24 protein-coding genes and 5 pseudogenes are annotated in these 24,325 nt (G+C 63.3%); 23 read left to right on the top strand and 6 right to left on the bottom strand.

Translation table 11 applies throughout. From position 1 onward, the window contains the following. The first annotated feature begins 22 nt into the window (after window positions 1-22). From IPM84_26090 to IPM84_26075, 4 genes and pseudogenes are all read left to right on the top strand, one after another. Window positions 23-280 (top strand): hypothetical protein, encoded by a 258-nt coding sequence (locus IPM84_26090; GenBank protein MBK9096161.1) that lies wholly within the window; start codon window positions 23-25, stop codon window positions 278-280. 15 nt (window positions 281-295) lie between these two features. After that, a pseudogene (locus IPM84_26085) lies at window positions 296-496 on the top strand (beta-glucosidase). Window positions 497-586: 90 nt separating this feature from the next. Continuing rightward, window positions 587-1,018, top strand: a complete 432-nt coding sequence (locus tag IPM84_26080) for a glycoside hydrolase family 3 protein (protein ID MBK9096160.1) — start codon at window positions 587-589, stop codon at window positions 1,016-1,018. Window positions 1,019-1,318: 300 nt separating this feature from the next. Then, the gene (locus tag IPM84_26075) at window positions 1,319-1,741 is read left to right on the top strand and encodes a glycoside hydrolase family 3 C-terminal domain-containing protein (GenBank protein MBK9096159.1); all 423 of its coding nucleotides are present in this window, start codon (window positions 1,319-1,321) and stop codon (window positions 1,739-1,741) included. Here the strand turns inward: IPM84_26075 and IPM84_26070 are convergent. The 4 genes and pseudogenes from IPM84_26070 to IPM84_26055 all read right to left on the bottom strand — a co-directional run bounded on the left by IPM84_26070 (window position 1,680) and on the right by IPM84_26055 (window position 3,603). Then, window positions 1,680-2,288 (bottom strand): annotated as a pseudogene (locus tag IPM84_26070) (hypothetical protein). The gene IPM84_26075 and the pseudogene IPM84_26070 overlap by 62 nt on opposite strands. Further along, a pseudogene (locus IPM84_26065) lies at window positions 2,227-2,610 on the bottom strand (aspartate--tRNA(Asn) ligase). The pseudogenes IPM84_26070 and IPM84_26065 overlap by 62 nt, the downstream one beginning before the upstream one ends. 365 nt (window positions 2,611-2,975) lie before the next feature. Further along, a complete protein-coding gene (locus IPM84_26060; GenBank protein ID MBK9096158.1) occupies window positions 2,976-3,212 on the bottom strand; it encodes a hypothetical protein in 237 nt (78 codons plus the stop codon). 256 nt (window positions 3,213-3,468) lie between these two features. Beyond that, window positions 3,469-3,603: pseudogene (locus tag IPM84_26055) on the bottom strand (AAA family ATPase). A gap of 521 nt (window positions 3,604-4,124) precedes the next feature. Here IPM84_26055 and IPM84_26050 point away from each other — a divergent pair. From IPM84_26050 to IPM84_26025, 6 genes are all read left to right on the top strand, one after another. Further along, complete coding sequence (locus tag IPM84_26050; protein MBK9096157.1) at window positions 4,125-4,463, top strand: hypothetical protein; 339 nt, start codon at window positions 4,125-4,127, stop codon at window positions 4,461-4,463. A gap of 26 nt (window positions 4,464-4,489) precedes the next feature. Next, window positions 4,490-5,071, top strand: coding sequence for a hypothetical protein (locus IPM84_26045; GenBank protein MBK9096156.1), 582 nt, complete (start codon window positions 4,490-4,492; stop codon window positions 5,069-5,071). After that, the gene (locus tag IPM84_26040) at window positions 5,068-5,598 is read left to right on the top strand and encodes a right-handed parallel beta-helix repeat-containing protein (protein MBK9096155.1); all 531 of its coding nucleotides are present in this window, start codon (window positions 5,068-5,070) and stop codon (window positions 5,596-5,598) included. Before IPM84_26045 ends, IPM84_26040 begins: the two co-directional genes overlap by 4 nt. Next, on the top strand, window positions 5,589-5,951 hold the full coding sequence (locus tag IPM84_26035; protein MBK9096154.1) for a hypothetical protein: 363 nt from the start codon (window positions 5,589-5,591) through the stop codon (window positions 5,949-5,951). The genes IPM84_26040 and IPM84_26035 overlap by 10 nt, the downstream gene beginning before the upstream one ends. 269 nt (window positions 5,952-6,220) lie before the next feature. Beyond that, window positions 6,221-7,063 (top strand): right-handed parallel beta-helix repeat-containing protein, encoded by an 843-nt coding sequence (locus IPM84_26030; protein ID MBK9096153.1) that lies wholly within the window; start codon window positions 6,221-6,223, stop codon window positions 7,061-7,063. Next, window positions 7,060-7,899, top strand: a complete 840-nt coding sequence (locus IPM84_26025; protein ID MBK9096152.1) for a hypothetical protein — start codon at window positions 7,060-7,062, stop codon at window positions 7,897-7,899. Before IPM84_26030 ends, IPM84_26025 begins: the two co-directional genes overlap by 4 nt. A gap of 103 nt (window positions 7,900-8,002) precedes the next feature. On the opposite strand, the gene IPM84_26020 is transcribed toward IPM84_26025, so the two are convergent. After that, window positions 8,003-8,218, bottom strand: coding sequence for a hypothetical protein (locus IPM84_26020; GenBank protein MBK9096151.1), 216 nt, complete (start codon window positions 8,216-8,218; stop codon window positions 8,003-8,005). 287 nt (window positions 8,219-8,505) lie between these two features. Here IPM84_26020 and IPM84_26015 point away from each other — a divergent pair, with 287 nt between their 5' ends. The 13 genes and pseudogenes from IPM84_26015 (at window position 8,506) to IPM84_25955 (ending at window position 19,595) form a co-directional block, all read left to right on the top strand. Then, entirely contained in the window at window positions 8,506-9,828 is a 1,323-nt protein-coding gene (locus IPM84_26015; protein ID MBK9096150.1) for an MFS transporter, read from the top strand. A 1,103-nt stretch (window positions 9,829-10,931) separates the two neighbouring features. Then, window positions 10,932-14,120: a glycosyltransferase family 39 protein gene (locus tag IPM84_26010; GenBank protein MBK9096149.1), complete on the top strand. Its 3,189-nt coding sequence runs from the start codon at window positions 10,932-10,934 to the stop codon at window positions 14,118-14,120. Beyond that, the gene (locus IPM84_26005; GenBank protein MBK9096148.1) at window positions 14,081-14,845 is read left to right on the top strand and encodes a hypothetical protein; all 765 of its coding nucleotides are present in this window, start codon (window positions 14,081-14,083) and stop codon (window positions 14,843-14,845) included. The genes IPM84_26010 and IPM84_26005 overlap by 40 nt, the downstream gene beginning before the upstream one ends. An 83-nt stretch (window positions 14,846-14,928) precedes the next feature. Then, window positions 14,929-15,642 carry a glycosyltransferase family 2 protein gene (locus IPM84_26000; GenBank protein MBK9096147.1) on the top strand — a complete coding sequence of 238 codons (714 nt, stop codon included), beginning with the start codon at window positions 14,929-14,931 and terminating at the stop codon, window positions 15,640-15,642. Window positions 15,643-15,705: 63 nt separating this feature from the next. Then, window positions 15,706-15,999 (top strand): hypothetical protein, encoded by a 294-nt coding sequence (locus tag IPM84_25995; GenBank protein MBK9096146.1) that lies wholly within the window; start codon window positions 15,706-15,708, stop codon window positions 15,997-15,999. After that, on the top strand, window positions 15,902-16,225 hold the full coding sequence (locus IPM84_25990; GenBank protein MBK9096145.1) for a methyltransferase: 324 nt from the start codon (window positions 15,902-15,904) through the stop codon (window positions 16,223-16,225). The genes IPM84_25995 and IPM84_25990 overlap by 98 nt, the downstream gene beginning before the upstream one ends. After that, on the top strand, window positions 16,222-16,455 hold the full coding sequence (locus tag IPM84_25985) for a hypothetical protein (GenBank protein MBK9096144.1): 234 nt from the start codon (window positions 16,222-16,224) through the stop codon (window positions 16,453-16,455). Before IPM84_25990 ends, IPM84_25985 begins: the two co-directional genes overlap by 4 nt. Further along, window positions 16,452-17,441: a flippase-like domain-containing protein gene (locus IPM84_25980; protein MBK9096143.1), complete on the top strand. Its 990-nt coding sequence runs from the start codon at window positions 16,452-16,454 to the stop codon at window positions 17,439-17,441. Before IPM84_25985 ends, IPM84_25980 begins: the two co-directional genes overlap by 4 nt. Continuing rightward, window positions 17,407-18,434: pseudogene (locus tag IPM84_25975) on the top strand (glycosyltransferase family 2 protein). The gene IPM84_25980 and the pseudogene IPM84_25975 overlap by 35 nt, the downstream one beginning before the upstream one ends. After that, window positions 18,431-18,670 (top strand): hypothetical protein, encoded by a 240-nt coding sequence (locus IPM84_25970; protein MBK9096142.1) that lies wholly within the window; start codon window positions 18,431-18,433, stop codon window positions 18,668-18,670. The pseudogene IPM84_25975 and the gene IPM84_25970 overlap by 4 nt, the downstream one beginning before the upstream one ends. Then, entirely contained in the window at window positions 18,606-18,941 is a 336-nt protein-coding gene (locus IPM84_25965) for a hypothetical protein (protein MBK9096141.1), read from the top strand. The genes IPM84_25970 and IPM84_25965 overlap by 65 nt, the downstream gene beginning before the upstream one ends. 58 nt (window positions 18,942-18,999) lie before the next feature. Beyond that, a complete protein-coding gene (locus IPM84_25960) occupies window positions 19,000-19,260 on the top strand; it encodes a hypothetical protein (GenBank protein ID MBK9096140.1) in 261 nt (86 codons plus the stop codon). Window positions 19,261-19,376: 116 nt separating this feature from the next. Further along, window positions 19,377-19,595 carry a hypothetical protein gene (locus IPM84_25955; protein ID MBK9096139.1) on the top strand — a complete coding sequence of 73 codons (219 nt, stop codon included), beginning with the start codon at window positions 19,377-19,379 and terminating at the stop codon, window positions 19,593-19,595. A 1,439-nt stretch (window positions 19,596-21,034) separates the two neighbouring features. Here the strand turns inward: IPM84_25955 and IPM84_25950 are convergent. Next, complete coding sequence (locus IPM84_25950; protein MBK9096138.1) at window positions 21,035-21,277, bottom strand: MFS transporter; 243 nt, start codon at window positions 21,275-21,277, stop codon at window positions 21,035-21,037. Between the last annotated feature and the right edge of the window lie 3,048 nt (window positions 21,278-24,325).

The following is a 24,325-nucleotide window of genomic DNA, read 5'->3' as shown; positions in this document are numbered from 1 at the left end:
CCTGGCTGAGAAGATCGGTCAGATGACGCGGGTGGAAAGGATAGCATCAAGCCGGAAGACATCACCAACGAAGTTCATCGGCTCCTTGCTCAGCGGCGGCGGCGGCTCGCCATCGCCCAACACGCCGGCCGCCTGGTACGACATGGTGGCGCTGGTTTCGGGCGCGTGCGCTGCAAACACGCTGGGCATCCCGCTCATCTACGGCGCGGACGCGTGCATGGTCACAACAACGTGGCCGGCGCACCATTTTCCGCACAACATCGGCCTGGGCCTCGCGTGATGCGGACCTGCGCAGCGCATTGGCCGTGCTACGGCCGAGATGACCGCCACCGGCATCCGCTGGAATTTTGCCGGTCGGGCCGCGCCACAGGATGATATCCGCTGGGGTCGCACTTATGAGGGGTACAGCGAGAACACCGACCTGGTCGTTTCATTAGGAACAGCCCTTGTGCGCGGCCTGCAAGGCGATAACCTGGCGCGGCGCCTGCCGTGCTGAAACGCCCAAGCACTTCATCGGCGATGGCGCCACCACCTGGGGGCACCTCCAGGGACCGAGCAATACAAGCTCGATCAGGGCGACACGCAGATGGACGAAGCCGCCCTGCGGAAGCGCTTCCTGCCGCCTTACCGGGCCGCGGTGGACGCCGGCGCGCTGAGCATCATGGCCTCGTTCAGCAGTTGGAACGGCGTCAAGATGCATGCCCAGAAATATCTGCTCAGCGATGTGCTCAAAGGCGAATTGGGATTCCAGGGCTTCATCGTCTCTGACTGGGGCGCGATTGATCAGATCGCAAACCGATTACAGGGCAGGCCGTCGTCGCGCCATCAACGCCGGTGTGGACATGAATATGGTGCCGCAGCAGTACGACCGCTTCATCACCACGCTGACCCAGGCGGTGGAGGCGGATCTTCAGGCGTTGACGATGCCGTGCGGCGCATCCTGATCGTCAAGTTCGCACTGGGGTTGTTCGAGAACCCGCTGCCGCTCGATCCGGACGCGGGCGTCCGTCGGTTCTGAGGCGCATCGGGCGCTGGCGCGTGAGCCCGTGCGCAAATCGCTGGTGCTGCTCAGAATGACAACGCCGCTGCCGCTGGTAAAGACACGCCGCTGATCTTCCTGGCCGGGGAAGCCGCCAACGACATCGGGACGCAGTGCGGCGGCTGGACCATCACCTGGCAGGGCAGCGATGGCACCATCACCACCGGCGCCACCATTCTGACGGCATCCGCCACGGTCAGCCCCGCCGCGCAGGTGCAGTTCAACCGCTTTGCAAGTTCGACACCGTGACCGGCGCGGACGGCAAGCCGGCCATCGCCGATGTGGGCATTGTCGTGCTGGCAGAGGCGCCCTCATGCCGAAGGTGTGGGCGACCGCGCCGACCTCAGGCTGAGCGAGGCCGACGCAGGGCTGATCGAGCGGGTGCGCGGTCAGAGCCGCAAGCTGGTGGTCATCCTTCTCTCAGGGCGACCGCTGGTGATTACCGAACACCTGGCGGCCAGCGATGCCTTTGTAGCCGCGTGGCTGCCCGGTACTGAAGGCCAGGGCATGGCCGACGTGCTTTGGCGATTTCCCCTTCGAGGGCAAGACGCCGTTCTCCTGGCCGCAGCAACGAGCAAATCCCCTTCGATTTCGCCAACCTGCCAGCCGCCGGCTGCGCTGCGCCGCTCTTCCCCTTTGACTACGGTCTGGATGCCAGCGCTGGCGGCCTCTCATCTTGCCGGAGTGCCCGACGCCCACTAATTGAACTTCTGGACCAGGATTTCCTGCCACGAATGACACCGAATTTACGACGAAAACAAAAAATAATTCGTGTCAATTCGTGCAATTCGTGGCAAAGTCTTACGGCGTGAGTGAGGCGGCCGGGTCGCGGGAAGAGGGTGGCTGAGCGGATGTTGTCCAGGCCGAGCAGTTGCATCAGGAAGCGTTCCAGGCCGATAGCAAAGCCGTGCCGGCGGCATGCCGTGCCTGAACACCTCCAGGTACGCCTCGAACGCGGTCAGATGCTGATGCCGTGCTGCGCCAGCGCGGCGATATAATCCGCATAGCGGTGCAGGCGCTACCGCCCGTCACCAGCTCTGTACCGCGAAACAGCAGGTCGAAGTTGGAGAAGGCCGGATCGGCCAGGTTCGGATGGTGTAGAACGGCCGCTTGCCCATCGGGGGTAACCGGTGACGAACAGGAAGTCGCTGCCCAACGTCTGCAGCGCCCATTGGCCCAACCAACGCTCATGCGCCGGCGCCAGGTCCGGCTCGTCGCGGCAATCTTCGCCCGTGGCCTGATAGATCATCTCCTGCGCGGCCGGGAAATAGACCCAGGGGATGGGCCACGATGCCCCCGGTGCCTGCGGCCGCCAGCGGCGAGATGGCGTCGGGCGCCGCGAACGCGGGCATCTTCACTCGCAGTTGCGCCAGTTCCACAGCCTGCGCATGGGTCAAAATGCCGCAGGATGCCCCCTGAATGACCGCGGCCAACATCTCCATCACGTCGAAGTGATTCTCGATGAAGCCGAACTCCACGTCGAGGCTGACATATTCATTGATGTGCCGCGTCGTGTCGTGCGGCTCCGCGGAAGAGACAGGGCCAACCTCGAAGACGCGCTCGAAAAATGCCGACCATCGTCTGCTTGTAGAACTGCGGGCTTTGCGCCAGGTGGGTCGCCGCGGCCGAAATAGTCAACCTTGAAGACATTGGCGCCGCTCGCCGTGGCTGACGCGACCAACCCGGGCGTTTGCACCTTGTGAAGCCCAGGCCGGTCAGGGTCGCGCGGAAGCGCAGCCATGATGCCCGCGCTCAGCCTGAACAGCGCCCATTTGTTGGGGTGACGCAGCCCTACCACACCGTGATCGAGGAAGGTGCTGAGGGTTGCTTTGACTTCCTTCTTGTTGATCTCACGCGGCGGCGGCTCTGTCACCGCAGTGATGATGCGCACTGCAATCGTGTAGCTCCCAGCCGCCGGGCGCCTGCGCTTCCAGCGTCACGACCCCGTCGTTCCCACCACGCTGCCTTCCACACAGCCGGCCAGCGGCGCCAATTGCTCCGGCGTCAACACCGCCTGGAACAGGCCGAAGCCGTCACGCAGGACCAGAAAGTTGATGGCGCCAATCTGGCGCAGGCGGTGTACCCATCCGCACAGGCGCACCCGTTGGCCCACGGCGCGCCCGGCTTCGTTCGTGCGCACGCGCGGCGCAGATACCACGGTTTCTGTTGACATGTTTCCTCGCACGGTTTCACTACAGAATGGAATAATGGTCACGCTCGAACCCATCTTGACCCTGGCCCAGCGCCCTCCGGCGGGCGGCAAAACCTGCCAGGCGCTCCAGCGATTCTGAGGAAAAAGCCATTGGCAATCTGACGATTGGCGTCGTCCTCCGGCAGCACAAGTACATGCGGTCTATGTTTGTTCGCGCTACAGCGTAATGTCTCCGCGGATCAACGCGTTTACGAGATCACATGAAAACGAGACATCATATCTCCAGGGCGCAGGCAATCGTGGATTTGCCCGTGCCGTTTTTCCCAATCAGGAGCACAGACGGCATCTCCTTCGTAGTCAACTCGAAGTTCTCCAGGCACCTGAAGTTGTGAACATAGAATCTTTGTAGCATTGCAGGACGATTCCTTGTATCTGACGAAAAACACCCAATACATCGGCGTAGGACATGGAATTCGAACACTGGTCAGATTGCCTGATACGCCGGACACGATTCTACTACAGGGAGGGATAAAGATCAAGCGCGCGTGGCTTTTGTCTTCTCGCCCGTTTGCGGTACAATCACGGCTGTCACGATGCAAAGGGCGGCGAGTATGATCTCATTGGAACAGGAAGTCAAAGCCTATTTCCGCAGCCAGAACATGGCCTTCGAGGACAATTGCGGGTCATTTTCCCGTCTGGACTTGCGTTTGGCAACCGCCAGCGGGGCCGACGTTTCTTCTTCGATGCCAAAGAAAAACGCCAGCCGCTCAACATGCAGAACTGGCCGATCTCAACGGTGCCCCAGGAGCATCTCTTTGTTCTGGATGATCTGGCTGCGTAAAGTGCTGGCCTACGCGCCTCCGGTCTGGCCTGGTCATCCGCGATAACCTGCGCCAATCGTACCACCTGCTGACCGTGGTTGACCTCTTCCTGATGCCCAAGCAGCGCGTCAACCGCCCGATCGAAAACGAAGTGCAGGTCATGAAGGGCAAATGGCTGCTCGATCTGCGCAGCAGTTTCACCAGCAGGCCTGGATGGCATTGTGGCCCGTGTCAACACCTACCTGGACCAGCACGACGCCATCTCTTTTTCAAGCAACTGGCCTGCTACGGCGGCCACTATGCGGGCGAAGAGGTCCACGACCGGGGACGATGCACCGGCCAGGGCATTGGGAAATTGACATCAGCGCCACGCGCTGAGCAGGAGGTTGGTGGTGAATCGTTCTGGCTTGATTCTGCACCCTCGACGGATGCTTGTGCTGACGAGCGCTAGTCGCGCTGGCACTGCTTGGACTGGCCGTGGCTGCCGGCGCCTCAACCCGCAGCAACCTCCCCGCCAACAGCCCCATCAGCGTCAACACGCTGGATGACGGGGCCGATACGAACGCGAACGACTGTCTGTGCGCCACCGACGATAATCTCTGCTCGCTGCGCGCCGCGCTGCAAACGGCCAATGCCTGCCCTGGCGCTGACCTGATCCAGTTTGCCATCAGCGGCACGATTGCGCCCTATTACTCCCTGCCGGCGCTGAGCGACAGCAGCGGCGGCGTCACGATTGATGGCTACAGCGCGCCCGGCGCCAGCCCCAACACGGCCCCGTTGACCGGTACGTTCAACGCCAGCGTGACGGTGGCGCTGGATGGTCGCGATCTTGCCTTCGACGGCCTGACCGTCACCAGCCACCACAACGTGGTGCGGGGGCTGGCGATCTACGGCTTCGATGCCAACGTGGGCGCGCCCTACTACAACGGCATTGTCATCGCCGGCGGTCGCGAAAACCTCATCGCCGGCAATTTCCTGGGCCTGGCAGCCGATGGCAGTCATGTCTCCAGTTTTCAACGCGCGGGCGTCAACGTGCGCGCTTCGCCAAGCAAAATGTGATTGGCGGCACGCTGCCCGCGGACCGCAATGTCATCAGCGGCAACCGCTTTGCCGGCGTGCGCATCGAGGGCAACCTGGCGCTGACCAACACCGTACAGGGCAACCTGATCGGCCCGGCGTTGGATGGCGCCTCGGTGCTGACCGACAGCCAGCAACTGTACGGAGTTCACCTCACCAATATCGCCTATGACAACCTGGTGCTTGACAACGTCATCTCCGGCAACAGCGTGGCGGGCGTGGTGCTTTCGGACAGCGCGGGCGGCAACCTGGTGCGAGGCAACATCATCGGGCCAGCCGCCGGCGGAGAGGCGCTCCTGGCCGGCGGTGTCCAGAGCGACGGCGTGTGGATCAACACCAGCGCCAGTAATAACCTGGTGCAGGCCAATCTGATCAGCGGTAACCGCGCCAACGGCGTGCGCATCACCGGCAGCGGCGCCTTTCGGAACCGGGTGTGGGCCAACACGATCGGGCCGCGGCGGCCGGAGGTCCCCTGCCCGGCAGCGTCCAGGCGGTGGGCGTGCGTCTGAGCGATGGCGCGACCAGCAATGAGATTGGCAGCGGCGCAGATGCAGCGGCGTCCAATCGCATCGCCTACCACACCCTGACCGCGGTGACCATCGAGGGCAACAGTCCCTACAACCGGGTGCGGCGCAATAATCTGGCGGATAATGGCCCTTCTCTGTTGCCGCCGGCCGCGCCCGGGCTTGATTTGGGCGCGGATGGCATCACGCCCGATGACCCCGGCGATGGCGATAGCGGCCCCAATAGCCTGCAGAACCGGCCGCTCATCGGCAACATCAGCGCGCTCATCAACCAGATACGTGCTCGATATCTTCGTGGACAGCAGCCCAGAGCACACGCAATATCCGCTGATGATTGATTTCTATCGGGCCGAGGCCAGCGCTGTGCTGGGCCAGGTGGCCGCGGTCAGGCATGGGTGGGCAGCCTGCTCTATGAGAGTACCCAGACCACGATCACGCAGCGTTTCCCGGCCGCCGTCATTCCCAATGACACCGACCTCATCGTGGCGACGGTGACCGATGCCTCTGGCAACACCAGCGAATTCAGTCAGGCCACCGCGCTCAGTCAGAACGCATTTGCGGTCACCAACCTGGGCGACAGCGCCGATGCCAACGTGGGCGATTGTCTGTGCGCCACGACGGACGCCGGCTGCACCTGCGCGCTGCGCTGGAGGAGGCCAACGCCTGCTCAGGACCACATGCCATTGGCTTCCTGGTCGCGGGCGTCATCGTCCTCACCTCCCCGCTGCCGGCCTTGACCGACCCCGCGGGCCTGTGGATTGACGGCACGACCGCGCCGGGCGCCCGTGTCAACACGGCCGCGCTCTCCAGCCCCATCGACGCGCTGCTCACGATCACGCTGAGCGGCAACGACCAACTGCCTGACGGACTGATCCTGGCCAGTGACAACAATCGCATCAACGGGCTTGTCCTCACGCAGTTCACCAACCAGGGCGTCATCATCCAGGGCAGCGCCAATCTGTTGACCGGCAACTTCATCGGCGTGGCGGCCAACGGCATCAGCGGCGCCGCGCAGCAGCAAGTGGGCATCGCCATTGAGAACGGCGCGGCCGACAACCAGATCGGCGGGACGATGCCGGCCGACCGCAACCTGATCAGCAGCAACCTCAGCGCCGGTATCATCATCACCGGCGCCGGCAGCGACCGCAACATCATCATCGGCAACAGCATTGGCCCCAGCGCAAGCGGCAGCATCCTGCCCGATGGTCAGGAGCAGCAGATTGGCGTGTGGATTGGCGACGGCGCGCAGGAGAATCGCATTGGCGTGACTGCCAGCCTGGATGCCGCGTCACAACTGACAGGCAGCAGCAACCTGATCAGCGGTAATCGGCAGGCCGGCATCTATCTCGGACCGGGGTCGAGCCGGACCCAGGTGATGAACAACACGATTGGGCCGGCGGCCAGCGGTCAGAGCATCATCTTTGGCAGCGCGAGGCCGATGGGATCGTGATCGAAGGGGCGAGCGATAACCAGGTGGGGCGTTTGGGCCAGGCTAACCAGGTCAGCGGTAACGATCAGGCCGGGGTGCGCATCACGGGCGCGACAGCCAGCCACAATCTCATTTTGGCTAACCTGATTGGGCCGGCCAGAAGCGGCACGACGCCGCTCACCGGCAGTCAACAGCAGCATGGGATCGTCATCGAAGAGGGCGCGCACGACAACCAGGTTGGCGACACCGCGGGCAGTCTGATCATCTGGCCGGGCAACGTTGTGCGCTTCAACAGCCAGGAAGGCATCGTCGTGACCGGCGAGGAGACGCTCGGCAACCGGCTGTCGGGCAACATCGTGGTCAATGGGCCTGGTCGCGCCATTGACCTGGACGGCGATGGTCTCACGCCCAATGATGAGGGCGATCCCGACCTGGGGCCAAATCGGCGGCAGAATTACCCATCCATCGCGACGGTGCTGTTCACTGACCCTGATCCCGGCGTACTGGCGCAGTATGAGCCGATATTGATCAGCTACCGGGTAGATTCGGCGGTCATTTACGCCTCCTACCCGATCACGGTCGAGTTCTACCGGGCCGATAGCATGACTTCCGGGCAGGCGCTGTCCTACCTGGGCGCCACCAGCTACACGTTCAATGTCGCGCAAAACATCACCAGTGTGCTCTTGGAGCCGGTGCAGGCAGCGAATCTTTGGTGGCCCGGACGTTCGGCATATCTGTACGACGCGAACTGCGATGGTTTCCTGGACGTGACGGACCTGGCCACACTGGTGACGGCATGGCAGTCTTGCCTGGCCGCCAACACGCCGCCCGGTCAGGCGCCTGTCGCCTGCCGCTGAGGGGCCTTACAACAGGGTGTGAAGTTCGTGCAGGCGTTTTTGCACGCCCTGGTAGAGGTCGTAGAAGATACTCCACTCGACCACATCAATGTCCGCGCCCAATTCACTGGTGCGAAAGCGGCTGTAGAAATCGGTCGTGGTGGTAGCGCTGCTCGTAGTGTTCCAGTTTTTGTCGTAGACGCCGCAACTCGGCCTCGGTGTTGTCCGCTTCGGTGGCAATCACCTGCTGGATTGCACGGTCAATAAAGGCGCTCTGAAATCCCTGCGCGTAGAGGTTCTGCAATCCTTGCAAGCGCACTATGGTTGATGAATCGCTCATGCTATCTTCCTCATGATGGCGGCCCAGGCGGCCATTGGCTGTAGCGAGTGGCTGTCATTGTATCACAAAGCGTCCCATTGTGTGAAACAGGATGGCTACCCCTGCGCAATTGACCCATTGCCTGTCACCGTGTACAATACGCACCCGTTGCCCATGATTCGTTGCCCATACTGCATCGGTTTTGATGAACCTGGCATCGCCAGGATCGCCCTGGATGCGCGACGCCGGGCATCCACCACGCCTGAACAGATTCCGTCAGAAAGTCTGTGAGACAGAAGGAGCTGCCCATGAACGACAAGCGTGAGATTCGCGCCTGGTATTTTTACGATTGGGCCAATTCGGCCTTTTCCACCACCGTTGTCACCGTCTTCTTAGGCCCGTATTTGACCTCCATCACCAGGGCGGCCGCAGACGCCAATGGCTTTGTCTACCCTCTCGGCATCCAAGTGGGCGCCGGCTCCTTCTTCCCCTACATGGTTTCTCTTTCCGTCCTATTACAGGTCGTTTTTCTGCCCATTCTTGGCGCCATCGCCGACTACTCGCATCTGAAAAAGCAGATGCTCACCCTCTTTGCCTACATCGGCGCCATCGCCACGATGTGCATGTATTTTCTGCAAGGCAGCAACTACCTCCTGGGCGGCCTGCTCTTTCTGATCGGTAACCTGAGCTTTGGCGCTTCCATCGTTTTCTATAACGCCTACTTGCCGGAAATTGCCAGCGCCGACCGCCGCGACAATGTCTCGGCCATGGGCTTTGCCACCGGCTACCTCGGCGGCGGTCTGCTCCTGGCCCTCAATCTGGTCCTGTTTTCAAAGGCCGCAGACTTCGGTCTGGATACCGCGATGGCGGTGCGCATCAGCCTTCTGTCGGCCGGCGCATGGTGGGCGCTCTTTACCCTGATTCCCATCCGCATGCTGAAGGCGCGTGAGCCGCGGCGCCGCTTACCCGCCGGCGAACGTTACACGACCGCCGGTTTCAAGCAACTGCGCGCCACCCTGACCAGGCTCCCCAGCTATCCGCAAACCATGCTCTTCCTGATCGCTTATCTGCTCTACAACGACGGTATCCAGACCGTCATCGCCCTCTCATCCCAGTTCGGGCAGGAAGAATTGAAACTGTCCATTGATACCCTGACCGCGGTCATTCTGATGGTGCAGTTCATCGCCTTTTTTGGCGCGGCCATCTTCGGCCGCATTTCCCGCTATGTGGGCACCAAGCGCGCTATCTTTGGCAGCCTCGTCATCTGGACAGGCGTCGTCATCTACACCTACGGCGTGCTCAAGGCCGAAGATGCCGCCGGCTTTTTCGCGATCGGCGCCGTCATCGCGGTGGTTCTTGGCGGCAGCCAGGCTCTCAGTCGCTCGCTCTTCTCCCACATGATCCCATCCGGCCAGGAGGCCGAATACTTCAGCCTCTACGAGGTCAGCGAACGCGGCACCAGTTGGCTCGGCCCACTCCTGTTTGGCCTCAGCCTGCAATTTACCGGCAGCTACCGCATTGCCATTCTGTCGCTGATCGTCTTCTTTGTGGCCGGCATGCTCCTCCTCACCCGGGTCAACGTGGCCCAGGCCATCCGTGAGGCAGGCAATGAGGTACCGGCGCACCTCTAGGATGACAAAACCCTTGCATTGGAATCACCGCGCCGGGGCGTTGGGCGCCCTGGCGCTGGCCTTACTGGCCCAATCCCTGCTCACTCAGACGCCTTTCGCCCTCCCCCTGGTTGACGCCTTGCGCGTCGAGACGGCCCATCTCCTGGCCTATGGCCTGCTGGCCGCCGCCATGCTCCTGTTTGCCCTGGCGGCCGCGCCTGAACCGCACGCGCCTGCCTGGCCTGAACCGCCGCGCCCGCAGCCGCGCCTGGCCCTGGCCTTCACCTGGCCCGCGTTGAGCCTGGCCCTGGCCCTGCTGGGCTACCTGGCCGGCCTGGCGCTCTATCTCAGCGCCGGCGAGAGCCTTGCCGTGCGCGCCTTGTGGCTGGCCGGTCCGCTCCTGTTCCTCGCCTCCTATCTGCCCATGCGCGCACGCCCGGACCGCGTCGCCACCCTGCCGTCTGACACCTGGTGGGAATGGGCCTTGCTGGCCCTCATGACGGCCGCGGCCTTTGCCCTGCGTGCCCGCTACCTGACCGCCATCCCCGGCAACATTGACGGCGACATCACCGTCGTCGGGCGTGAAGCCCTCGCCTTGATCGGCCAGCCCGCCTGGATCGGCATCAACACCTACTTCCAGTTCCCCCAGTTCTTCTACATGCTCTCCGCCCTCTCCATGCGCCTGTTCGGACAGGACCTCTACGGGCTATTCCTCGGCTCCGTGCTCATCGGTACCGCCACCATTCCTGCCGTCTTCTGGCTGGGGCGTGAGCTGGCCGATCGCCGCGTTGGGCTGTTGGCGGCCGCCCTACTGACCATCAGCTACACCCACAACCACCTGAGCCGCATCGTCATCCCCAGCGCGCCCCTGCTCATCGTCACGCTGCTCTGCGCCTGCCTCTGGCGCGGCCTGCGTACAGGCCGCGGCGTCTGGTTTGCGCTGGCCGGCATCCTGTTCGGCCTCAGCCCGCTGGTCTATTACGGCGCGCGCGTCACTTTCGTCATTCTGCCGCTGCTGTTTCTGTGGCTGCTGATCTGGCAGCGCCGCCAGATCAGCGGCCAGTGGCGCCACTGGCTGGCCCTTGTCTTTGGCGCCCTGCTGGCCTTTGGCCCCATGCTGGGCTATGCCCTACGTCAGTTCGACGTGGTCATGGGGCCGCACCGGGACCGTCACCCTCACCAACCCCATCGTCTACGAACATCTGCTCAACAAATACGGCGTCTCCACCCTGCCGGCCCTGCTCGTGCGCCAGATCGAACGCACGCTTCTCACCTTTCACCTCTACAGCGACACCAGCCCGCAGTTTGCCTTTCCCGGCCCCATGCTCGACTGGCTGACCGCCGCGCTGCTGACGCTGGGCCTGGGCCTGGCGCTCGCGCGTCTGCGTGATGCGCGCTCCTTCCTGCTCGTGACTTGGTTCGCGGCCAGCCTGGTCCTGGGCGGCGTTCTCACCAATGACCCGCCCAACTGGGTTCACCTGGGCATCGTCCTGCCCGCGGTCGTCATCCTGGCCGCGCAGGCCGGCGTTTACCTGTGGGGCCTCCTGGCGCAGCCTCTCGATCAGTATGGCCGCCTTGCGCTGGCCGCGCTGCTGGTCATTGCGCTGGCCGCGGTCGGCGTCAACAACTGGCGGACCTACGCAACCTGGTCCGTGACCAGTGTCCAGCCGCGCACCAGCATGGCTCGCTTCATCAGCCGCCTCCCCGGCGACACCCAGGTTCTGCTGGTGCAAGAGCCTTTCTCCTGGGATGACAGCGTCTTTCAGTTCATGAACCACAACGTCAACGGCCGCAACATCACCTTCGAAGAGATTCGCCAGGGAATCTTGCCGCCCGCGCCCGTGCAAGAAGATGCTGCTCCACTCGCGTTCATCGTGCCGCCGGAACAGCGCGATCTGCTGCCGGTCTTGCAGGCCGCGTACGAACGTGACAGCGGCGCGCTCGTGTCCACACAGGAAATCAGCCAAAACAACTGGCCGCTGTTCAGCGCCCTCCAGGTCACGCCGCCCGGCTACACGCCAACGGTCCCACCCGCGGGCCTGGGCGGCGACAATCCCTGGCCGGGCCTCCTGGCGATCGGCGGCCTGGTCGCGCTCTTTCTCCTGCTGGCGCTGCGGGCCTGGCGCCGCCGCGCGCCCATCGTGCCGCCGGCCGCGGACACACCCGCGGCCGTGCCCTTTGCCATGACCCCGGTTACAACTGTGGGCGCGGCCCCGGTTGTGGTGCTGACCGATAGCGAAGCCGTGATCCCGGCGCCGGCGGCTGAAGACTCAACGCCCGTCCCTGCCTTGCCTGACACACTGACGGCCGCCCCGCCGGCTGGGGATACACCACCCGCGCCCGCCATGATCGCCAAACGGCTGCTGCACCGCCGCGTTGGGCGCTATGAACTAAGTCTGACCCGGCACGACCTGGCGGTGGCGGAATCAGAACAGGATGCAGCGCTTGCGGCTGCTGCTGAACCGGAGCCTGCGCCGCCGCCTCTGCCGCGCGTCACCTGGCGCAGACTGGCCGGCATCCTGCTGGCACTGGCACTCGCCTACCTGGCGCAGGCCTTTTATGACGGCGCCGGTCTGCGCCAACTCCTGGCCAGCACCCTGGGCAACGCCATCTCATTGGCCTGGTTCGAGCCGAACCGCTTGCGCATCGGCACGGCGCTCTACCTGCTGGCCCTGGGCCTTTTTGCCTGGCTGACGCCCGCCATCTGGACACGGCCGGATCAGCGCGTCCGTCGTCAAGCGCGCGCGGGCAGCTTGGTCAACCGGGTTGGGCGTAGCCTGCTCTTGCTCGCGGCCCTGGGCAGCGCGGCGTTCGGCCTGCAGCGCTTTGCCTGGCAGGGCGAAGACGGCAGCGTCCAGGCGATCTGGCTGCTCAGCATCCTGCTCTTCCTGGCCTCGCAAGCGCCCTGGCAGCTTCTGCGACGGGCCGGCGGCGCGACGCGGCGCATCTGGCCGGCGCGTGCCACCCTGTTCAATTTGCTCATCCTGGTCGTCATTCTGAGCGCGGCCTTCTGGCTGCGCGTCAATCGCCTGGAAATCATCCCCTACGATTTTCACGGCGACATGGCCTCCTACGGCATTCAAGGCCGCGAGATCATCATGGGCAACCAATGGCGCCTGTTCCAGGAGGGTTGGGCCAACATCCCCATGATCGGCTACCTGCCCACCGCGGCCGCCATGGCCCTCTTCGGCAACAACCTCTTTGGCCTCAACATGAGCGCGGTCATCGCCGGTATGCTCAGCCTGCTCGCCTTCTACCTGTTCATCTGGCGCCTGTTCGATAGTCCGCGCCTGGCCCTCCTGGCTACTGCGCTGGTGGCGATCAACGTCCCCCATATCCATTTCTCGCGCCTGGCCGCGTACATGGACCCCTGGCCTTTCAATCTGTTCGCCCTCTTCCTGCTGGTGGATGGCTTACGTGCGCGTCGCAACTTTTCCCTGGCTCTGGCCGGGGTTCTCCTCAGCTTTGGCCTGCAAATGTACTACTCGGGCCGTGTCGTCCTCTTCATCATCGCCGGCTTTCTGCTCTTCGCCCTGCTCTTCCGCCGCGACTGGATCAAGGGCAACCTGATCGGCCTGACCCTCATGGCGTTGGGCCTGCTGATCGGCCTGGGCCCCAGCCTCATCTACTTTGCCCGCAACCAGGATGCGCTGGTCGAACGCAGTCGTTCGGTCTTCCTCTTCTACCCGGCCGTCATGAACCACCTCATGGGCAAGTACGGCGTAACCACGCCCTGGGCCGTCTTCCTGGAGCAGACGCGGCTCTCGCTGTTGATGTTCCATGTCAGCGCGGACTCCAGCACGCAGTTCGGCTACCGGCACCCCATGTTCAGCTCCGCTATCTCGCCGCTCATCGCCCTGGGCTTTGGCTACGCGCTGCGCCGCTGGCGCACACCCGGCGCCGCCCTGGCGCTCATCTTCTGGGTGCTCAACCTCTTCATCGGCAGCATCCTCACCGGCGACGCGCCCTTCTGGCCGCGCCTGGTCGGCATGACGTTCGCCGGCGCCTGGTTCGCCGCCCTCGCCCTGGACCGGTTGGGGCATGAGGGCTGCGCCCTCGTGCCCTTACGCTGGCGCCGCCTGTTGGGGCGTGAGGGCTACGCCCTCGTGCCCCTACTGGTGATATTGACCCTCGTCGGCTGGCAGGACTGGAATCTCTACCGCGAAACGGTCAAAATCGCCGCGCGGCTGCAACCCCTCATCGGCCGCTACCTGCGCCCCCTGCCCACCGACATCGCGGCCTGCGACTTTGCGCCGATGAATACGCCCTGCAGGTGCGCGAGACCGCATTCCTGGCCTGGCCGCGGCCCTTGATTGACCTGCCCACCGAGGCGCCCAACGGCTTGATCGAGAGCTGCCCAGGCCCGCCCTTCGTCTGGATCGTCTACCCCCACCAACCCACGCGGCTCTCTGCGATCACCAGCCGCTGGCCCAACGGCGTGCTCGAAGAACACCGCATCCCCGGCGGCGGCCTGCTCTTCAGCAGCTACCTGGTGCTGAACGGCGAACCAACGCGGGGAATGCAGGTGCCGCCGGTGGTCACACCAGAGATTGGCGCGCCGCCTGCCGTTGCCGGCTATCACGCCTTTTACCCGGATGGTTCATCCTTCACGCCGGCGCAGACCTTCCTGGGCGACGAGACCGGCTCGGTGTGGCAGATCAATGCCGGCCGCGTCACCGTGACCGGAGGCCAACTGGTGCTGCACATCGGCCCGCTGCCGGGTCATGACGGTGTGTTCGATTACGTGCGCCTGCTCAACGATGAGGGTCAGGAGATTCGCATCGAAGCCGAAGATGCGATGTTCACCACCGGTGACACCTACGCGGGTCTGGAGGGCAGTGACGGGCACTGGTGGAATCAGGCGTTCAAGCCGTTCAGCGGGGGCTACGGCGTGGTGGCGCAGAAAAACGAGATGGTGCCTGTGCTGACCACCACCATCGCCGCGCCAGACGGCGAGTACACTCTGCTCATCGGCTCGTTCAAGGGCGATCATGACAACGGCGTGTTCGGCCTCGGCATCACGGTCCTCGAGCCATAGGGCGCCGTTCACCTGGCTTTGACGCCGCGGTACCCGTGTGCTATGATGGGGCATCAGACAGACAGGAGAGACAGATCATCACCGTGAGCACAACACCCCACAGGCTGTCGGTCATCATCCCGGTGTACAATGAGCGGGGGACGATCGAGGAGATCGTGCGCCGCGTCCTGGCCGCGCCGCTCGACGGCGTTGAAAAGGAAATCATCCTGGTGGATGATGGCTCCACAGACGGTACGCGCGACATCCTGCGCCAGGTGCAGGCCGAGCAGCCGCAGCGCGCGCACATCGTCTTTCATGAGTTCAACCAGGGCAAGGGCGCGGCCATTCGCACCGGACTGCGCCACATCACCGGCGACCTGGTCGTCATCCAGGATGCAGACCTGGAGTACGACCCGCGCGAGTACGGGGTGCTCATTCAGCCCATTCTGGAGGGGAAGGCCGACGTGGTCTACGGTTCCCGCTTCCTCGGCTCGCACCGGGTCTTCAACTTCCTGCACATGTTGGGCAACAAATTCCTGACCCTGATCACCAATCTGCTCTACAACACCATCCTGACCGACATGGAAACCTGCTATAAGGTATTTCGGTCGGCAGTGTTCAAGGACATCGAGATTCGCGCCAATCGCTTTGATTTCGAGCCGGAGATCACCGCCAAGATTCTGAAACGTGGTTATCGCGTCTTCGAAGTGCCCATCTCCTACAACGGCCGTGACGCCGACGAGGGAAAGAAAATCAGCGCTTGGCGCGATGGTTTGCCGGCCCTGTGGGCTTTGATCAAATATCGTTTCGTCGAGTAGGGGCACGAGGGCGGTAGCCCTCATGCCCCTACAACGAGCAACAAGCCCCAACGAGAGGTTGCTGTGGAGACCACCCTGGAACACAATGCCGAACTAGACGATCCGATTGGCCGCGAGACCTTGCGCCGCATGGCGAGCGTAGATCGCTACAACCGTTGGATCTACGACGAAATTGCGCCGTACGCGGGTCGCCGCCTGCTCGAGGTGGGCTGCGGCATCGGCAACATGACCAGCTATTTCCTGGGCCTGGACGAGGTGGTTGGTCTGGATCGCCTGCCCAGTTCGGTACGCTACGTGCGCCGCATTTGCCGACCGCCCCAATGTCCATATCTGCGAGGGCGACATCACCACGCGTGACACCGTGGCCCAACTGGCCGGCCATCGCCTTGACACCGTCATGTGCCTCAACGTCCTGGAGCACATCGAAGATCACCAGACCGCGCTGCGCCACATGGCCGAACTGCTGACGCCGGGCGGCCGCTGCTCTCTTCGTCCCGGCCGGCGCGTACATGCACGGCACCCTGGACAGCGCGCTGGGGCATTTCCCGCCGCTATGACCGCGGCCAACTGCGCAGCCTGGTGAGCGCGACCGGCCTCACGATTCTGCGGCTGAGCTACCTGAACATCGCCGGCATTCCCGGTTGGTGGCTCAACAGCCGCGTACTCAAGCGCGACATCCTGCCTCACGGCCAACTCAAGCTGTTCAACCTGCTGGCCCCGCTCTTCATCGGCGCCGAGCGCCTCCTGCGCCGCGTGTGGGATGTGCCGCTCGGCCAATCGCTCCTCTGTATCGCCCAGAAACCGACGCAATGACTGCTTCCACCCGCGCAACTGCGCTGCGCAAACGCCTCGACGGCCCGCTCAAACTGGCGATCAGCCTGGCGCTGATGGCCCTGCTGCTGCGCGCGGTCCATTGGCGTGAGATTTTCGCCGTCCTCACCCACATCCACGCCGGTTGGTTTGCCCTGGCCCTGCTGCTCTTTCAACTCGGCGTGCTGGTGCGCGCGGCCCGCTGGCAGATCCTGCTGCGCGCCGGCGGCGTCCCCGCGCCCCTGGCGCTGCTGGTGCGCTGGTACTTCATCGGCAGTCTGTTCAACACGGTCATGCCCACCGGCTTCGGCGGCGACGCGGTCAAGACCGTGGCCCTGGGCCGTTACGCCGGCCGGCCCGGCGTGGTGCTCGGCTCGGTCCTGCTCGATCGCTTCAGCGGCATGGCCATGCAGATGCCCATCGGCATCATGGCGCTGCTGCTGGCGCCCGGCGCGGCCAGCCCGACCGTCGGCTGGCTCCTGGGTCTGCTGTTCGGCGCCTGTGCGCTGATCGTCCTGCTGATGGCGCGGCGCGATTGGGCGTTGGCCTTGCAGCGCCGCTTCCCGGCCGTGGCGCGGGTCAAGGCTGGGCAAATCCTGCTCGACGCCATCCCCACCTATGGCCTGCGTCCTCTCCTGGCGTCGTTTGGCGTCTCGCTCATCTTCAACGCCCTGCTCATTGGCCTCAACATCTGCCTGGGCCTGGCCGTAGGCGCCGCCATTCCCTGGCGCTACTACCTGATCTTCGTGCCGCTCATTTCTTGTCTCCCTCGTGCTCCCTCCTTCGGCGGCCTGGGCGTGCGCGAATTCAGCTACATGGCCCTGTTCACCCAGGTAGGCGTCACACCGGCGGCCGCGGCCGCGATGGGTCTGCTCTTCTACGCAGTCACGATGGGCGGCGCGCTGGTTGGCGGCATCCTCTACCTCACCCCGGCCGCCTGGTGGGAACCGGCGCCTGACAGCCGCAGCCTGGGGGTGGAACAGCCATGACCAATCCCACAGCCTCGACGGCGCCCATGTCTCGGTCGTGGTGCCGTTGTACAACGAGGAAGAGAGCATCGCGGCCTGCAGGCGCAGCCTCCCCGCCGCGCTGACCGGCCTGGGCCGCCCCTTCGAGATCATCGTGGTGGACGATGGCAGCCGCGATGACTCCTTTGCCCCTGCCTGCGCCGCTGGCAATTGTGCAGGACCCCGCGCATGTGCGCGGGTGCGCTTCCGCCGCAACTTCGGTCAAACGGCCGCCTTCTGCCGCCGGCTTCGAGCGCGTCCGCGGGGAGATCATCGTCACCCTGGATGCCGACCTGCAAAACGACCTTGGCCGACATCGGCCTGCTGCTGGACAAAATCGCGGCTGGCTACGATGTCGTCAGCGGCTGGCGCGCTGCAGCGTCAGGACGCCGCGCTGAGCCGGCGGCTGCCCTCGGTCATCGCCAACGCGCTCATCTCCCGCGCCACCGGCGTGACCCTGCACGATTACGGCTGCTCGCTCAAAGCCTATCGCCGCGAGGTGCTGCAGAACGTGCGCCCGTACGGTGAACTGCACCGCTTCATCCCCGCCATCGCCAGTTGGATGGGCACGGCCGTGGCGGAAATTCCCGTCTCTCACCGGCCGCGGCAGTTCGGACGCTCCAAGTACAACCTGAGCCGCACTTTTCTGGGTGATCTGACCTCATCACGGTGCGGTTTCTGCTCGGCTACGCCACGCGGCCGCTGCACGTCTTTGGCGGCATCGGTCTCACCCTTGGCGCTGTGGGCACGTTGATCGGCATTTACCTGACCTATCTCAAGCTGATCCTGGGACAGAGCATCGGCAGCCGTCCGCTGCTGCTCCTGGCCGTTCTGCTGGTCGTGCTGGGCGTGCAGATGCTGAGCATCGGCCTGTTGGGGGAGATGACCATGCGCACCTATTACGAGGCGCAAAACAAACCGATCTACGCGATTCGCGAGATTCTGGAAAATCAAGAGGCAACACAAGAGCCATGACAGCCAACCCATTGGAAAACGTCCCCATTGTGTCTATCGTTCGCCGCAATCACGGCATCGAACATGCCACGGTCTCTCTGCTGACGGCGCGCCGGCCGACCGGCGTATCGTGGCGCAGCGACACCCGTGGTTTCATCATCTTTGGTGAGATCGAGACGCAGGAGTTGGAGTTTGGCGGCCAAAGAGGCGCTGCGACGCCTGCAGGCCGGCGACGCCCACATGGCGGTCCATCCTAACTGCGGCACCAACTTTGTCACCTCCGGCATGTTGGCGGGCCTGGCCGCGTGGGCCGTCACGGTGCTCAGCACGCAGGGCGAGCGCAAACGCTCCGCCTGGGAAGCGCTGCCCACCGCGTTCACAGCCGCCACCCTGGCGCTCTTCGTGGCGCAGCCATTGGGACACACCTTGCAGGAATTTGTCACCACCAGCCCAGGTGCAAGGCGTGCGCCTGGGCCAGGTGACGCTGCGCCGACCGGGCGGCGTGCCGGTGCATTTGGTGGAGCCTGATCCACCCTGAGACTTCTGAACCCTGGGAGATTTCGCGGTCTGGCGTAAGTGGGCACGTATGATTTATTTGATTCATGGAGACGAGGAATTCTTGCGCGCGGAGGCCCTGGCCGAGATCAAGACGGCGTTAGGGCCGCCAGAATTTGCGCAGCTCAACACCGCCGAGTTGGATGGCGCGCGCCTCGCGGGCGGATTCTGCACCACGCGCGCGACGCCATGCCATTTCTGGCGCCGCGCCCCTGGTCATCCTCAACGGCGCGCGCTGACCGGGCGCGCAAGCGCAGCAGCGCGGCCAGGGCAAGGGCCGCGGTCAGGCTGACGCCGCCGGTGTGCGCCCGCCGAAGATGCTGGCCCATCGGTCGGCGAGAGCGGTGAGGCGCTGCTTGGCCGCGCTAGCGAACTGCGCGGCGCTCCTGATCGCCTACCTGGCGCATCGTGCCGGAAAGCACCGACCTGGTGCTGCTGGAGCTTGCGCTGGTGCGCAAGACCGACCCGGTGTCGAAGGCGCTGGAGAGTGCGGCGTTGGCGCCGCGCGCATCCTGCCGTCAATATGACGGGGAATGGTGGAAACAGGACGAATGGCTGTTGAACTGGCTGACGCAGCGCGCGCCAACGCGAAGATCAAGATCGAAACTGGCGGCGACGCGGGCCTGACCGAACTGGTGGGCACGTGACTTGCGCCTGTGATCAGGAGCTGAGCAAATTGCAGGCCTACAGCGCTACAACGCCCGTTTTCATCAGCGTGACCGGTGTCAAGTTGCTGGTGAGCGGCGTGCGCGAACGCAGCGTGTGTTCGAGATGGTGGAGGCCCCGGCTGGCGGCAATGGCAAAGCAGGCGGTGGCGTTGCTGCAGCCTGTTGGGCGCCGGTGAGTAGCCGTTATGCATCCTGGGCGATCGTTGGCAGTTCCGCCTGCTTTGCAGGTCAAAGAACTGATGAGCCAGGGCCAAAGCCCAGGATGCGTTTACGCCGCGGTTAGCCAGAAGCCATCCACCATGAAGAAGGCCTGCCCCAGGGCCCAACTTCCACCTTGCGACGTTGGAAGGGGAGATGGAACGCCTGCTCGAAACCGACATCGCCATCAAGACCGGCTAAATGGAAGACTGCCTGGCGCCACCATGCGCATCGTCGCCGAGTTGAGCCAGAGCCGTTAGGGCATCTGGGGCGCAGCCTGCGTCCTGATGGTCCGCAGGCTGGCGATGAGCAGCAGCCCGGCTGATCGCCGCCCACAGGCCAGAAGGGCGCACTGGCGCCTCCCCAGTATTGAAAGACCACTCCGCCGAGCAAGGGCGCTAGCGCATTGGCGCCGCTGAGAAACGCCGTGCCGATGCCCAGATGCCGCCGCGCTTCATTGTCGGCCACCCGTTTGGTGATCAGGCTGTTGATTGCAGGTTGCAGGACGCCGCCGATGGAGGCCGGAATCATCGCCAGGAGTAGCCAGCCGAGCCCCCGCCAGCCCTTGCCGGCATCGGAGGGCAGAGTGATGGGCAGGTTGTAGGTGGCGGCGTCCGCCCGGCAGGCGTGTCAGTACCGGCGCTTCCGCGTCGCTTCTTGGGAGAGCGGCGGCGTACCAGGTGGCGGCTGCGGGTCAGCGCGGAGGGCCGTGGCCCAGGTAGGGGCTGCTAGCCCCAGGTAGATCAAGCGGGCGGTCGCCCCATCTCCGGCTCCAGCGGCCGATCAGACCGCCCTGCACGGCCACGAGATGATGCCCACGAACACGAAGATGATGGCATTGTCCGGACGCGCTGAGACCAGGCGGTTCAGGTGGAAGAGCGAGAGCAACTGCTCGAAGCCACCGAAGGCTGACGAGTTGCGCGAACATGTCAGTACCAGCAGCAGGCCGACCTCGGGGTGGCCAGCGCGAACATGACCGAGGGGTTGCAGCCTTCTGGCCTCCTTCCGACCGCTTTGCGGCCAGCGCCTTGGCGCTCTGCAGGGAGCTTCCCTCAAAACCAAAAGATGGTGAGCAGGATCGAGAGCAGGAGAAGCCCGCTGTGACAAAGGCGGGAACATGGTAGTTGTTGCCGCTGGCGGCCAGCGAGACGAAGGCGATGACCGGCCGATCACGACGCCAAGCCCGAAGGCCAGCGCCGATCAGCCCGGCCCCTGTGTGCGGGTCTTCTCGTTGTGCTGTCGCTGATCATGGCCTGCGCGGTGGGAGATGTTCGCCCCGGAGAGCCGTCGATCAGGCCGGGCGAGGAAGAGCAGCCAGAGCGCATCGGCAAAGCCGAGCACGATGAAGCCCGCGAACGTCCCGATCTGGCTGATGACGAGTACCGGCCTCCGCCCGAAGCGGTCGGAGAGCCGCCCCAGCAGTGGGGCGCCGATGAACTGCATCACCGGGTACGCCGCCCCCAGCAGGCCGATCAGCGCTCAAACGAGGTGGCGTAGCATAGAGCAGCAAGGAATGATGTCAGATCTGTCAGACCGAGGTCAAATCGATGATGAAGATGGAAGCACCTCAGTTCAAGCCGTCAGCGGCGTCCGTGGAGACAGTCGCAGCAGTAGTAGTGGTTTGGCAACCTTTGTTGTTATGAATTTCTAACCCAAAGTTACTGTTAGTCGCGTGCGCCATCGAAGAAGACATATCAATCATCAGATCAACAGCAGCGCGCCCAGTTCGTGCTCGCTGTGCGCCGGGTAGAAGAACGGGTGTTACCAACCCGACAAGAGCCAGGTGGCTACGAATGTCCAGCGTAATTCCCCCGCTGGCGATGCCGTTGCGCAGAAATGGGTCCCGCCCAAGGCAAACGTAATAAACCGCGCCGAACAAGCTCTCCCGGTCAACTGCGGCATCTCCTGGCCAGCCAGGCGAATCAGCGCGTTGCTCCGGCGGTTGGTGCAAAGATGGCAAGCATCAGGTTGCGCACCTTCGGTTGCGGGTGGACCCGCCGCCTGCTGCAGCAACTCCACAGCAGCACGCGTTTCGGGCGTCCGTCCAGGCACGCGGTGGAGATCGCCCAGCAGGTCTTCTCATCTTTGAAAGTCGATAGCAGACCAGCCCTTGGACCCCCCACCGTTTCTGGCAATTTCTACATGCATGGAGAGGCCGTAGGTAGCCCTGGGTGACGAAACAGATGGTCACCTTCTGAGGGCGTAAGAAGTTGCATGAGGTCGGAGACCCGTGCAACAATTGTTAACTGAGACGCAGCCACGGCCCGCCACAGTGGGAGAAGGGCCACGGGATGGAGACAGCAGCAGCACGATCGCCAGACCGAAGAAGATGGCACCCTGGCGAAATTTGGCGCTGTTTGTCGCCGTCGGCCTTGCCTGCGCCTGCTCGATGTGCGCCAGAACGACGGCAATCAGCATGGCGAACAGGTGGTCAACGGCAAAGAAGCGATTACCGGGTTATGGATATTCGCCCGGCCGCAGGCGGCCAGGGTGATGGGGCTGTAGAAGTAAAGCAGAGTTGTTAAGGCCAATGAGGAGCCTCGCGTGTCCATCAAGCTGGTGAAGATGATGCCCAGGCGCTTGTCGAGCGCAGTCTGCGCTCTGGCCGCCTCGCAACTCGCCCATAGGCGCGGCTTCGCCAGAGGCCAACGCCGCCAAGGCGATGAAGCCAACGAACAATCGAATGAAGCGTCAAGAGAACGCTGTACACAGAGGGTCACTCCTAAATGTTGTTGCGGCAATAAGGTCACACCCTTCGCTTCTCTTACCGACCGGTCGGTCAGTTGAGTGAGATTGCACGATGGCCATCCATGGGTGTCAAACTGGCGGGCCTACGCCGACAACTTGCCAATTTCACTGTGTGGCGCTTAGCCTACTGACACCCAGGTAGCAGGTCATCAGGCGCTGCCACAAGCTGCTGTATAGGAAACATTTGCTGTGTCGAAAACAGGCTTAGAATGATTGAGGTTCCTATGTGTACAACTGTCAACGTGCTTAATAAAGCGACCGTATTTCTTTTTGGGACTACGAGATCACGGACGAAGAAGTCCGTGCCCTTCTTCGGGGTGGCACGCCGTTCGAAAAAGCTCGATCATCAGCCCATCCTGGGACACGCCGGTTGGGACGATAGACCATGCCATCTGACAGTGGCTGACATCCGTTTAAACTTCGAGAACCTACGCTTTCTGGCGGCGCAGGATTTGTGAGCAGGAATCTACGCGCTGGAGAAGTGGACGAACTACGTATAACGCACACCGTTCCGATCTCGTCTCTCCTGGCTCACACCGCTTCCAGGCGAGCGTGCTCGAACGTTTCTTCGCTACCGAGGCGGTGAACGTTTCTTCCTGGGGGGTACGGCCCTGGTTGCGTTCCATTTTTATCACCGCGCCAGCGTAGACCTCGATCTGTTCACCCTGACGATCTGGGTTTGCGCGAGAGACCGACGTATTGATTCTCAACTGGCGGGCCGGTCTGGGTTGTCGTTCCGGAGCGATGGCGCCGCACACAGAACATGTCAGAGAAATCTTCCTCGAACCAGATACCGATGCCCCATTGAAGATAGATTTGGTGCAAGACTTTGACCCTAGTACGGCGAGCACATCAGAATTGATCGAGTCATTGTAGATTGTATCGAAAACATCGGCGCTACCAAGATCGCTGCAGCCATCTGGTCGCACCGCCGAAAGATTTCGTAGGACCTGTGGTTTATCCTTCGGGCTGGGTACGACTTTCGACGACTTGCTGGTGAAGGCGCAGACCGGAAGATACCGGGACGTTCCCATTCTACCTGGCCGGGTCGCTCCGACAGTAGGTGCTCAACTCTCCGACGTCTGCCGGTCACTACGTCGCCTCTTGGCACTCCTCTTCGATCTTGCGTTTCACGCTGGCGCTTGCCGATCGGGTCGTTGAACAGACACGCCCATAGGGGAACGACTCTGCCACCCGGATCCAGGCATGAAGCGGACCCATCATCGGCGATTTGTAACTATTTGTATCGCGGTGCAGCGGCGACGAATGTTCGAGAGACAGACGCCCGCACAGATTGCGCCATCTACTTTGGTTTGCATCCGCCGCGGCGACGAAGATGGTGATTGCTGGATGATCGAAGAGGCGGAAGGTCAGGGGTTCGTTACTGTCGTCCCAGGCGTTAGCGGGCCGAGCCGGGGCGTGACCTCGAAGGCCCCCAGCACGCGATATCTGGCCTACGGAGAGTTTTATGGTAGAAATCGGCCTGGGTTAAAAACCGCGCATATATCGTGAAGCGCGCCCAGCCCAACTGCCGCCCAAAGTGACATAATCGGTGGTCAACAGATCTCGTGGCAGGCCTCGGTTTGTTCGGCCGAGATCTGGCACGTGGCAGCGCACGCTGCTCACCCTGGCCACCGTTGTAGGGATTCCAGATGCGCCACTGTAACCTCCTCCGTTATAGCCGTACTTCAGCGGCGGCCCTTGTGCAGCAGCAGTCCCCCTTTCTTTCATCCTTTCCCACCA

This window comes from Candidatus Amarolinea dominans, assembly GCA_016719785.1.
Lineage (GTDB): Bacteria > Chloroflexota > Anaerolineae > SSC4 > Amarolineaceae > Amarolinea > Amarolinea dominans.
The sequence above is the reverse complement of the archived record's forward strand: the minus strand, read 5'-3'. Positions and strand labels throughout refer to the sequence as shown.